This window comes from Cellulomonas septica (assembly GCF_012396155.1).
GTDB classification, from domain to species: Bacteria; Actinomycetota; Actinomycetes; order Actinomycetales; family Cellulomonadaceae; genus Cellulomonas; species Cellulomonas septica.
Genome location: NZ_JAAXOY010000044.1, coordinates 1 through 10,786, shown reverse-complemented (window position 1 = coordinate 10,786; position 10,786 = coordinate 1). Strand labels below are relative to the sequence as shown.

12 protein-coding genes are annotated in these 10,786 nt (G+C 73.1%); 6 read left to right on the top strand and 6 right to left on the bottom strand.

Going from position 1 to position 10,786, the window contains the following annotated elements:
* From HGA02_RS03625 to HGA02_RS03605, 5 genes are all read left to right on the top strand, one after another.
* A partial coding sequence (locus HGA02_RS03625; protein WP_168677672.1) for a S1C family serine protease occupies nt 1–1,156 on the top strand: 1,156 nt, incomplete at its 5' end.
* A 63-nt stretch (nt 1,157–1,219) separates the two neighbouring features.
* Complete coding sequence (locus HGA02_RS03620) at nt 1,220–1,648, top strand: twin-arginine translocase TatA/TatE family subunit (RefSeq protein ID WP_168677670.1); 429 nt, start codon at nt 1,220–1,222, stop codon at nt 1,646–1,648.
* A gap of 150 nt (nt 1,649–1,798) precedes the next feature.
* On the top strand, nt 1,799–2,866 hold the full coding sequence (gene trpS / locus HGA02_RS03615) for a tryptophan--tRNA ligase (RefSeq protein WP_124343718.1): 1,068 nt from the start codon (nt 1,799–1,801) through the stop codon (nt 2,864–2,866).
* Complete coding sequence (locus tag HGA02_RS03610) at nt 2,863–3,465, top strand: 2'-5' RNA ligase family protein (protein ID WP_168677668.1); 603 nt, start codon at nt 2,863–2,865, stop codon at nt 3,463–3,465. The genes trpS and HGA02_RS03610 overlap by 4 nt, the downstream gene beginning before the upstream one ends.
* A gap of 9 nt (nt 3,466–3,474) precedes the next feature.
* A complete protein-coding gene (locus tag HGA02_RS03605) occupies nt 3,475–4,470 on the top strand; it encodes a YihY/virulence factor BrkB family protein (protein WP_168677666.1) in 996 nt (331 codons plus the stop codon).
* A gap of 105 nt (nt 4,471–4,575) precedes the next feature.
* Here HGA02_RS03605 and HGA02_RS03600 read toward each other — a convergent pair whose 3' ends face one another.
* From HGA02_RS03600 to sdhC, 6 genes are all read right to left on the bottom strand, one after another.
* Nucleotides 4,576–5,364, bottom strand: a complete 789-nt coding sequence (locus HGA02_RS03600) for a phosphotransferase (RefSeq protein WP_168677664.1) — start codon at nt 5,362–5,364, stop codon at nt 4,576–4,578.
* 26 nt (nt 5,365–5,390) lie between these two features.
* Nucleotides 5,391–5,564, bottom strand: coding sequence for a hypothetical protein (locus HGA02_RS03595; protein WP_168677661.1), 174 nt, complete (start codon nt 5,562–5,564; stop codon nt 5,391–5,393).
* 171 nt (nt 5,565–5,735) lie between these two features.
* Nucleotides 5,736–6,497 carry a succinate dehydrogenase iron-sulfur subunit gene (locus HGA02_RS03590; protein ID WP_124343722.1) on the bottom strand — a complete coding sequence of 254 codons (762 nt, stop codon included), beginning with the start codon at nt 6,495–6,497 and terminating at the stop codon, nt 5,736–5,738.
* Nucleotides 6,497–8,347 (bottom strand): succinate dehydrogenase flavoprotein subunit, encoded by a 1,851-nt coding sequence (gene sdhA, locus HGA02_RS03585; RefSeq protein ID WP_168677659.1) that lies wholly within the window; start codon nt 8,345–8,347, stop codon nt 6,497–6,499. Before sdhA ends, HGA02_RS03590 begins: the two co-directional genes overlap by 1 nt.
* A 56-nt stretch (nt 8,348–8,403) precedes the next feature.
* Nucleotides 8,404–8,862: a succinate dehydrogenase, hydrophobic membrane anchor protein gene (gene sdhD / locus HGA02_RS03580; protein ID WP_168677657.1), complete on the bottom strand. Its 459-nt coding sequence runs from the start codon at nt 8,860–8,862 to the stop codon at nt 8,404–8,406.
* The gene (gene sdhC, locus HGA02_RS03575) at nt 8,862–9,254 is read right to left on the bottom strand and encodes a succinate dehydrogenase, cytochrome b556 subunit (RefSeq protein WP_168677655.1); all 393 of its coding nucleotides are present in this window, start codon (nt 9,252–9,254) and stop codon (nt 8,862–8,864) included. The genes sdhD and sdhC overlap by 1 nt, the downstream gene beginning before the upstream one ends.
* Before the next feature lie 195 nt (nt 9,255–9,449).
* Between sdhC and HGA02_RS03570 the strand changes: the two genes are divergently transcribed.
* Nucleotides 9,450–10,595, top strand: a complete 1,146-nt coding sequence (locus HGA02_RS03570) for a mannose-1-phosphate guanylyltransferase (RefSeq protein WP_168677653.1) — start codon at nt 9,450–9,452, stop codon at nt 10,593–10,595.
* Nucleotides 10,596–10,786 lie beyond the last annotated feature (191 nt).

Below are 10,786 nucleotides of genomic sequence, written 5' to 3'. Positions count from 1 at the left end.
GGGCGACGACGGCGGGCACGCGGGGACCCCGCAGGTCGTCGCCGCCCCGCGTCGTCGCCGGCGGACGCTCTCGGTCGTGTGGGTCGTGCCGCTCGTGGTGCTCGCGCTCGTCGCGGGCGTGCTGGGCGGACTGCTCGGCGCGCGGCTCGGCGAGGACGACCACCTCGCGGACGCGGGCCTGCCCACGACGGTGCCGGGTGCGGCGGACGTCGCCCGCGCGCCCGAGTCGGTCGCGGGCATCGCGGCGACGGTCCTGCCGAGCGTCGTGTCGATCGAGGTCGACGGGCCGCAGGGCACCGCGACGGGCTCGGGCTTCGTGCTGCGCGCGGACGGCTACCTCGTGACGAACAACCACGTCGTCGCCGAGGCCGCGGACGCGGCGACGTCGATGACCGTGACGTTCGCCGACGGCAGCGAGGAGAGCGCGACGGTCGTCGGGCGGACGTCGGAGTACGACCTCGCGGTGCTCAAGGTCGACGTGACCGGGCTGACGCCGCTGCTCCTGGGCGACTCGGACGCGGTCGTCGTGGGCGACCCGGTGGTCGCGATCGGCGCGCCGCTGGGCCTGGCCGGCACGGTCACGACGGGCATCGTCAGCGCGCTCAACCGGCCGGTGTCGGCGGGCGACGAGGAGGACACGGCGTTCATCAACGCGATCCAGACGGACGCGGCGATCAACCCGGGGAACTCGGGCGGCCCGCTCGTCAACGCCAAGGGCGAGGTGATCGGCGTCAACTCGGCGATCGCGCAGCCGCCGGGCACGCCGTCGACGTCGGGCGGCAGCATCGGCCTGGGCTTCGCGATCCCGTCGGAGCAGGTGCGCCGCACGGCCGAGCAGCTCATCGAGACGGGCCGGGCGACGTACCCGATCATCGGCGTGCTGCTGGACCAGCGGTACGTGGGCGAGGGCGTGCAGGTGTCCACCGAGGACCGCGACGGGACGCCCGCCGTGTCGCCGGACGGGCCCGCGGAGCGCTCGGGCATCCGGCGCGGCGACGTGATCCTCGCGATCGACGGACGGCCCGTCACGGACCCCGACGAGCTGATCGTCGCGATCCGTGCGCGGACCCCGGGGGAGACGGTCGTCCTGCGCGTGCGGACGGGCTCCGACGAGCGCGACGTGCGCGTCCGGCTCGACGAGGCCGACGCCCGCTGAGACGCCTCCGGGCGGGCCGCCGACGGGGGCCTGCCGGCGGTCCGCGCGGGGTACCCTGACCCGGTGTTCGGAATCAACGGCGGGGAGCTGCTCGTGCTCTTCCTCGTCGCGGCCTTCGTGATCGGCCCCGAGCGCCTGCCGAGGTACGCGGAGCAGCTGGGCCAGTGGGTCCGGCGCGCACGCCGGTTCGCCGCCGACGCCAAGGCGCGCGTCGACGAGGAGCTCGGCGAGGAGGCCCGCGACGTCGACTGGGCGGCGCTCGACCCGCGCAAGTACGACCCGCGCCGGATCGTGCGCGAGGCCCTGCTCGACGACCTGCCGCCGACGTCCGGACGCCCTCCCGCTGGAACCTCGCCGACGGCCCGTGCCGCCGCGGCGACCGCCGGCGGCGCTGCTGCGGCGGCCGCTGCCTCGAAGGGTGGCGGGGTCAAGGTCGCGGGCGACCCGGGCGAGCGATGGCGGAGCGCACCGTTCGACGACGAAGCCACCTGACGTAGCGCGTCGGCGCGCGGTCGCCGACGTGGCCGGTCGAGGTCCCGCCTCACCGGTCCCGCCGCCCGCGCAGACGCACCCCCCGCACGCACCCCGTCGTCCCGCTCCCGGGCGGGCACGGCGCACCGACAGAATGGACTGAGGGTCCGCATGGCCACGCACCGCTCGCGCATCTTCTCCGGGATGCAGCCGACGTCCGACTCGCTCCAGCTCGGCAACTACCTGGGCGCCCTCACGCAGTGGGTCGCGCTGCAGGACGACCACGACGCGATCTACTGCGTCGTCGACCTGCACGCCCTGACCGTCAACCCGGACCCGGCGGTCCTGCGGGACCGGACGCGGCGCACGGCGGCGCAGTTCCTCGCCGCGGGCGTCGACCCGGCCCGGTCGATCCTCTTCGTGCAGTCGCACGTCCCCGAGCACGCGGAGCTCGCGTGGCTGCTGTCGTGCCAGACCGGCTTCGGCGAGGCCGGGCGGATGACGCAGTTCAAGGACAAGTCGAGCAAGCAGGGGACCGAGGGCACGACCGTCGGGCTGTTCACGTACCCCGTGCTCATGGCGGCGGACATCCTGCTGTACGACACGAACCTCGTGCCCGTCGGCGAGGACCAGCGCCAGCACCTCGAGCTGTCCCGCGACCTGGCGCAGCGGCTCAACCACCGGTTCGGCAAGGACACGGTCGTCGTGCCGGAGCCGCACATCGTGAAGGCGACCGCGAAGATCTACGACCTGCAGGACCCGACGTCGAAGATGAGCAAGTCGGCCGAGAGCCCGAACGGCCTCATCGAGCTGCTCGACGACCCGAAGGTCATCGCGAAGCGCATCAAGTCGGCCGTGACGGACACGGAGCGCGAGATCCGCTTCGACCCGGCGGCGAAGCCCGGCATCTCCAACCTGCTGACGATCTACTCGGCGCTCGCGGGCCGGCCGGTCGACGCGCTCGTCGCGGAGTACGAGGGCAAGGGCTACGGCGACCTCAAGAAGGACGTCGCCGAGGTCGTGCTGGCGTTCCTCACGCCCTTCCAGGAGCGCGTGCACGGCTACCTCGCGGACCCGGCGTCGCTCGACGCGGTGCTCGCCGACGGTGCCGACCGGGCGCAGGAGATCGCGGCCCCGACGCTCGAGCGCCTCTACGACCGGTTCGGCCTGCTGCGTCGTCGCGGGTCGCGCCGGGTCGTCCGCGACGAGGTCGACGCCGGGGTGGGGATCGGGGCATGAGGCTGCCGGAACGCACCGGCGACCAGCTCCGCATCGGGGTCGCCGTCACGGTCCCCGAGCCGTGGGGCAGCGAGCTGCGCGCCGCGCGGTCCCGCTACGGCGACCCGCTCGCCGACTTCATCCCGCCGCACATCACGCTGCTCGGGCCGACGGTCGTCGAGCCCGAGGAGATGGCCGAGGTCGAGGAGCACCTGACGAAGGCCGCGGCGCGGCACACGCCGTTCGTCGTGCGGCTGCGCGGGACGGCGACGTTCCGGCCGGTGTCGCCCGTGGTCTTCGTCGAGCTCGCCGACGGCGCGGAGGGCTGCGCCGCGCTCGAGCGCTCGGTCCGGACCGGCGTGCTCGACCAGGAGCTCCGGTTCGACTACCACCCGCACGTCACCGTCGCGCACGAGGTGCCCGACGACCGCCTCGACGCGGCCGCGGCCGGGCTCGCGGACTTCGAGGCCGCGTTCGTGGTCACGGAGTTCCACAGCTACCTGCACGGCGACGACGGCGTGTGGCGTCCCGTCCGGGACTTCGCCCTCGACCTCGGGTCCGCGCCCGTCGGGCTGCTGACGTCGGACGACGCGGATGCCGGAGCGGTGCGACCGACCTAGGGTCGAGGCATGACGAGCGAGCCGACGGACGTGACCCGCCCGGCGGCCGGCTCGGGGGCCGCACAGGCCCGCGCGCAGCGGACCGAGGACGCGTCGCTGCCCCGCACGCGCCCGTCGCTCGTCGAGCGCGCCAAGGCGGTCCTCGCGTGGTGGCAGCAGACGCGTCCCGCGCGCGCGAACGCCCGCTTCGGCGCCGCCGGCGGCGGGTTGCTGACCGGCGGGATCGCCTACGCCGCGCTGTTCTCGGTCTTCGCCGGGCTCACCATCGGCTACACGATCTTCATGGCGGTGCTCGGCGACAACGACGACCTCCGTCAGCAGGTGCTCGCGGCGATCGACGACACGCTGCCCGGGCTCATCGACACGGGGACGAACAAGGGGCTCATCGACCCCGACTCGCTCGTGCTGAACCCCGCGCTGACCGTCGCGGGCATCGTGGCCCTCGTCGTCCTCGTGCTGAGCGCGATCTCCGCGACCGCGGCGCTGCGCACGGGGGTACGCGCGATGTTCGGGCGTGTCACGGGCGACAACGCGGTGTTCTCGAAGCTGCGCGAGCTCGGCGGTTTCGTCGGGATCGCCCTCGCGGTCCTCGTGTCCGCCGTGCTCACGACCGCGGCGACCGCGGCGTCCGACTGGCTCACGACGCTGGTCGGGTGGCCGGACACCTCCGGCACCGTGGCGGCGGCGCTCGTGTCGTTCGTCGTCGACGCCGCGATGTTCATGCTGATCGTGTGGTTCCTGGCGGGGCAGCGGCCGGCCTTCAAGGACCTCTTCTGGGGCGCGGTGATCGCCGCCGTCGGCATCGGCGTCGTCCGGCTGCTCGGCACGTCCGTCGTCGCCGGCAGCGCGACGCGCAACCCGGTGCTCGCGTCGTTCGCCGTCATCGTGACGCTGCTGATCTGGATCAACCTGCTCGCGCGCATCGTCCTGCTCGCCGCCGCGTGGACCGCGGACCCGCCGCAGGAGAAGCCCGAGGACGTCGACAGCCCGGTGGGCACGGACTGACGCACGCGACGGTCGAGGGCTCCGGGGCCTCGGCGACGGCGGCGCGCGGCCGGACCCGCCCGGACACGGGCCGACGCGAACGGCGCGCGACGTGGACGGGCGCGCTCAGAGCAGCGCGCGGATCGCGGGCGCGTGGAGGTGCAGCGTGGTGATCCGGGCGCGTGTCGACGCCGGCTCGCCGATCTCACCGAGGCGCAGCATCCCGGGGTCGCCGCGGCGCTGACCCTCCTCGATCCGGTCAGACGCGTCGGTCATGCGGACGGTCACGTGGTCGAGGATCGCGGCCGGGTCGACGTCGCCGTACGCGTCGGCCATGACGCGCAGCCCGTGCGCGGCGGCGGCGGGGTCGCCGTCGGGGAACAGGAGCGGTCCGTTCCACGCGAAGATCGCGAGGTCGTCGATCGGGCGTCCCGGACCGGCGACGTCCCAGTCGAAGACGCCCGCGAGGTCGTCGCCGTCGAAGGCCATGTTGTACATCGCGGTGTCGTGGTGGCACGCGATCTCGCCGGGTTCGAGCGCGCGCTCGACGAACCGCCACCGGCGGCTGTCGCGCGGGAAGCCCGCCACGACGTCGTGGAAGTGCCGCAGCCAGCGCATGGCCGACCGCACCTGGCCGTCGGTGAGCGGCTCGACGCCGATCGGCACGACCCGGCCCGGCAGGTAGCTGAGGACCTCGCGGCCCTGGTCGTCGGTGCCGAGGACGCGCGGGACGTGCGGCAGGTCCGTCGTCGCGAGGAAGTCGAGCAGCTCGTGCACGGCGGGGGTCCACGGGCCGGTCGGGCGGCGGACGGTGTCGCCGACGCGCACCGCACCGCCGACGTTGCCGCCCTCGAGCGGGACCTCGACCGCGTCGGCGTGGGCGTCGGGAGCGTCGAAGGCGTCGGGCGTGAGCACGACCGACACCGTACGGGACGGGCCCGTCAGCGCGCCGCGCGCTCCGGGGCCTCGACGCCGCGCCGCTCGAGCTCCTCGCGGACCGTGCGCGGGATGTCGCGGCACCCGCACGCCTGCGTGTGCGCGAGGTGCCACGCGACGCGGTCGTCCATCGGCGCACCCTGGCCCAGCACGTGGGCGTCGTGCCACTCGGCGTTCATGCGCCCAGCCAAGCACCGTGTCCCGGGCCGGTCGAGGGGCCGGAGGTCCCGGTGACGCCGCGAGGCCGCCCCGACGACGGGACGGCCTCGCGAGGAGCGGGAGAAGGTCAGAAGGCGCGCGTGGTCATCGCGCGCTTCGCTCGCCTTCCCGCGCCGTGGTGGTGCGCAGGATCAGAAGGCGCGCGTGATCATCGCGCGCTTCACTTCCTGGATCGCCTTGGTGATCTCGATGCCGCGCGGGCACGCCTCGGTGCAGTTGAAGGTCGTGCGGCAGCGCCACACGCCCTCCTTGTCGTTGAGGATCTCGAGGCGCTGCGCGCCGCCCTCGTCACGGCTGTCGAAGATGAAGCGGTGCGCGTTGACGATCGCGGCGGGGCCGAAGTACTGGCCGTCGGTCCAGAACACCGGGCAGGACGACGTGCACGCGGCGCAGAGGATGCACTTGGTGGTGTCGTCGAACCGCTCGCGCTGCTCGGCGGACTGGCGGCGCTCCTTGGTCGGCTCGGTCCCGGTCGTGATGAGGAACGGCATGATCTCGCGGTAGGACGCGAAGAACGGCTCCATGTCGACGACGAGGTCCTTGACGACCGGCAGGCCCTTGATGGGCTCGACGGTGATCGGCTTGGACGGGTCGAGGTCCTTGAGCAGCGTCTTGCAGGCGAGGCGGTTGCGGCCGTTGATGCGCATCGCGTCGGAGCCGCACACGCCGTGCGCGCACGAGCGGCGGAACGTGAGCGAGCCGTCCTGCTCCCACTTGACCTTGTGCAGGGCGTCGAGCACGCGGTCGGTGCCGTGCGCCTGCACGCGGAACTCGTCCCAGTGGGGGACCGGCGTGGCGCCGTCGTCGGACGGCAGGTAGCGCATGACCTTGAGCGTGACCTCGAACGAGGGCACGGCCCCGACCTCGGGGGTGGCGTCGAGCGTGGCAGTCATCAGTACTTGCGCTCCATCGGCTGGTAGCGGGTGACGGTGACGGGCTTGGACCCGAGCACCACCTGGTAGTCGTCGAAGACCGTCGTGTGCGCGAACGACCCCTTGCGGTCGCCGTCCGAGTCGCTGCCCCACAGGCGGTGGCCCTTCGCGGCCAGCGGCCGGCGGTACGCCATCGTGTGCTGCATGTAGCCCTTGTCGTCGCGGTCCGGGTAGTCCTCCCGGAAGTGCCCGCCGCGCGACTCCTTGCGGTTGAGCGCGCCGACGACGACGGTCTCGGCGATGTCGAGCAGGAAGCCCAGCTCGACGGCCTCGAGGAGGTCGGTGTTGAACGTGCGGCTCTTGTCCTGGACGCTCACGGACGCGAACCGCTTGCGCAGCGCCCGGAGGTCGGACAGCGCCTGCTCGAGCGACTCCTCGGTGCGGAACACCTGGGCGTTGGCGTCCATCGTCTCCTGCAGCGCGCGGCGGATGTCGGCCACGCGCTCGCCGTCGCCGCGGGTGCGGATGGTCTCGAGCTCGGCCTCGACGGTCGCGGCGGGGTCCTCGGGGATCTCGACCCACTGCGCGCCGACGGCGTACTGCGCGGCGCTGATGCCGGCGCGCTTGCCGAAGACGTTGATGTCGAGCAGCGAGTTGGTGCCGAGACGGTTCGAGCCGTGCACCGAGACGCACGCGACCTCGCCCGCGGCGTACAGGCCGCGGATGACGTCGGTCGCGTTGCGCAGGACCTCGCCCTCGATGTTCGTCGGGACGCCGCCCATCGCGTAGTGCGCGGTCGGGTAGACGGGCACGGGCTCGGTGTACGGCTCGACGCCCAGGTAGGTGCGCGCGAACTCGGTGATGTCGGGGAGCTTCGCGTCGATGTGCGCGGGCTCGAGGTGCGTGAGGTCGAGCAGCACGTAGTCCTTGTTGGGACCCGCGCCGCGGCCCTCGCGGACCTCGTTGGCCATGGACCGGGCGACGATGTCGCGCGGAGCGAGGTCCTTGATGGTGGGCGCGTACCGCTCCATGAACCGCTCGCCCTGCGCGTTGCGCAGGATCCCGCCCTCGCCGCGCGCGGCCTCCGACAGCAGGATGCCGAGGCCCGCGAGGCCCGTCGGGTGGAACTGGAAGAACTCCATGTCCTCGAGCGGGATGCCGCGGCGGTACGCGAGCGCCATGCCGTCGCCGGTGAGCGTGTGCGCGTTCGAGGTGGTCTTGAAGATCTTGCCGGCACCGCCGGTCGCGAGGACGACGGACTTGGCGCGGAAGACGTGGATCTCGCCGGTCGCGAGCTCGTACGCGACGACGCCCGAGACGTTGACCTCCTCGCCGTCGGGCACGTGGCCCGCCGCGAGGTCGTGGTCGACGAGCAGGTCGAGCACGTAGAACTCGTTGAAGAACTCGACGTCGTTCTTCACGCACTGCTGGTAGAGCGTCTGCAGGATCATGTGGCCCGTGCGGTCCGCGGCGTAGCAGGACCGGCGGACGGCCGCCTCGCCGTGGTTGCGGGTGTGGCCGCCGAACCGGCGCTGGTCGATCTTGCCCTCGGGCGTCCGGTTGAACGGCAGGCCCATCTTCTCCAGGTCGAGGACCGCGTCGATGGCCTCCTTGGCCATGACCTCGGCGGCGTCCTGGTCGACGAGGTAGTCACCGCCCTTGACGGTGTCGAACGTGTGCCACTCCCAGTTGTCCTCCTCGACGTTCGCGAGCGCGGCGCACATGCCGCCCTGCGCGGCACCCGTGTGGGAGCGCGTCGGGTAGAGCTTGGAGATGACGGCGGTCCGCACGCGCGTCGACGACTCGAGGGCCGCGCGCATGCCGGCGCCGCCCGCGCCGACGATGACGACGTCGTACTGGTGGGTCTGCATCGGTGGCGATGCCTTCCTGCTGGCGAGCTGGGGGTGGGGGTGGTCCGACGTCGGCGTCAGGCCGTGCAGAACGAGGGGAGCAGGTCCGCCGGGCTGCCCGTCGGGCAGGGGTCGAACGTGAAGATGACCAGCGTCCCGAGCACGACGACGAGGACGAACGCGAAGTACAGGAGGCCCTTGAGGACCAGGCGCGTCGTGTCCTTCTCGGCGTAGTCGTTGATGATCGTCCGCATGCCGTTGGTGCCGTGGATCATCGCGAGCCACAGCATGAGCAGGTCCCAGACCTGCCAGAACGGCGACGCCCACTTGCCGGCGACGAACCCGAAGTCGATCGCCGTGACGCCCTCACCGGCGACCAGGTTGACGAACAGGTGCCCGAAGATCAGCACGACGAGCAGGACGCCCGACGCGCGCATGAAGACCCAGCCGTAGAGCTCGGTGTTGCCGCGCGTGGTGCGACGGCCGGGGCCCGCCTTGGGCGGACGCGGGGCCTTGGGGTCGGCGACGAGGCTCATCACTCACCTCCGAAGACGTGCATGAGGTGACGGGGCAGGAAGCCGGCCATCGTCACGACGAACAGGCCGAGCACGACCCAGAGCATCACGCGCTGGTACTTGGTGCCCTTGGACCAGAAGTCGACCAGGATGATCCGGATGCCGTTGAAGGCGTGGAACACGATCGCGGCGACGAGCCCCGCCTCACCCAGACCCATGACCGGGTTCTTGTAGGTGGCGATGACCTCGTTGTACGCCTCGGGCGACACCCGCACGAGCGACGTGTCGAGCACGTGCACGAGCAGGAAGAAGAAGATGGCGACGCCGGTCACGCGGTGCGCGACCCACGACCACATGCCTTCGCGCCCTCGGTAGAGCGTTCCAGCCGGCGCTTTGGCAGGCGCTGCGGGCACTGGGGGGCCTCCTGGCGAGTCAGGGGTGAGCCACGGCGGGAACGTCCCTGACCCCGCCGTGCCTGTCGGTCTCACTGTATAGACACGTCTCCCTCACTCCCCGCCGGGCTGGGCCCTTGGTCCCGCGCGGACGCCCGTTTGTGAGCAACTCCACACGCCGCCGGCCCGGTGACCAGCGCCGCTAGCCTGGGCGCCATGTCGACCGCGTCCACGTCCTCGCCCGTGCCCGCGCAGGGTCCGATCCCGGGCTTCCACGCGGTCGTCCCCGCCGGCGGCGCGGGCACGCGGCTGTGGCCGCTGTCGCGCGCGGGGCACCCGAAGTTCCTGCACGACCTCACGGGGTCGGGCCGCACGCTGCTGCAGGCGACGGTCGACCGCCTCGTCCCGCTCGTGGGCGACGACGGCGTGCTGGTCGTGACGGGTCACCGGCACGCGGACGCCGTGGCCGCCCAGGTGCCGACGCTCGTCGGCGGCGTCGACGGCGACCGGCTGCTCGCCGAGCCGTCGCCGCGCGACTCGATGGCCGCGATCGGGCTCGCGGCGGCCGTGCTGCTCGAGCGGCACGGCGAGGACGTCGTGCTCGGGTCGTTCGCGGCCGACCACGTCATCAGCGGCACCGAGGCGTTCGAGCGCGCGGTGCGCGAGGGCGTCGTCGCGGCGCGCGCGGGCTACGTCGTGACGGTCGGCATCCGTGCGACCGGGCCGTCGACGGCGTTCGGGTACGTCCGGTCGGGCGAGCCGCTGGGCCTCGCCGACGCGCCGACCGTCCACCACGTGCGCGGCTTCACCGAGAAGCCCGACGAGGAGACCGCGACGGCCTACCTGGCGACGGGGGAGTACCGCTGGAACGCGGGCATGTTCGTCGTGCGGGCGCGCGTGCTGCTCGACCACCTCGCGACGCAGCTGCCCGCGCTGGCCGACGGGCTCGTCGAGATCGCCCGCGCCTGGGACGGGCCGGACCGCGACGAGGTGCTCAGCCGGGTGTGGCCGACCCTGACGAAGATCGCGATCGACCACGCGATCGCCGAGCCCGTGGCCGCCGCGGGCGGCGTGGCCGTCGTGCCCGGCGACTTCACGTGGGACGACATCGGCGACTTCGCGTCCCTCGGGGGCCTCCTCGCGGACCCGACGCTCGGTGACGCCACGACCGTGCTGCGCGTCGACGCCCCCGACGCGCTCGTCGTCGCGGCCGCGGGGCGCACCGTGACGGTCGTCGGCCTGCCGGACGCGGTCGTCGTCGACACCCCCGACGCGGTGCTCGTCACCACGCGCGCGCACGCGCAGTCCGTGAAGTCGGCCGTCGACGGCTGGCGCGAGCGCGGCCGCGACGACCTGCTCTGACGCCCGCGGCGGGCCTGCCGTGGACGCCGGGGCCGGTCCGGGCCCTGCGGGCTAAGGTCGAGAGCGTGCCCGACACGTCCACCTCCGTCCCCACGCTCGTCCCGGCGCTCGACGTCCCCACGCGGTCGACCGACCCGCAGGTGGTGCGGCTCGCGGCCCTGCTCGACACGCTGCGTGACGAGCTCGTCGAG

What these genes read in the sequence shown, in the direction of transcription:
- trpS (WP_124343718.1), top strand. Translation starts at nt 1,799, where the DNA reads ATGGCCACGCACCGCTCGCGCATCTTCTCCGGGATGCAGCCGACGTCC.
- HGA02_RS03610 (WP_168677668.1), top strand. Translation starts at nt 2,863, where the DNA reads ATGAGGCTGCCGGAACGCACCGGCGACCAGCTCCGCATCGGGGTCGCC.
- HGA02_RS03605 (WP_168677666.1), top strand. Translation starts at nt 3,475, where the DNA reads ATGACGAGCGAGCCGACGGACGTGACCCGCCCGGCGGCCGGCTCGGGG.
- HGA02_RS03595 (WP_168677661.1), bottom strand. Translation starts at nt 5,564, where the DNA reads ATGAACGCCGAGTGGCACGACGCCCACGTGCTGGGCCAGGGTGCGCCG.
- HGA02_RS03590 (WP_124343722.1), bottom strand. Translation starts at nt 6,497, where the DNA reads ATGACTGCCACGCTCGACGCCACCCCCGAGGTCGGGGCCGTGCCCTCG.
- sdhA (WP_168677659.1), bottom strand. Translation starts at nt 8,347, where the DNA reads ATGCAGACCCACCAGTACGACGTCGTCATCGTCGGCGCGGGCGGCGCC.
- sdhD (WP_168677657.1), bottom strand. Translation starts at nt 8,862, where the DNA reads ATGAGCCTCGTCGCCGACCCCAAGGCCCCGCGTCCGCCCAAGGCGGGC.
- HGA02_RS03570 (WP_168677653.1), top strand. Translation starts at nt 9,450, where the DNA reads ATGTCGACCGCGTCCACGTCCTCGCCCGTGCCCGCGCAGGGTCCGATC.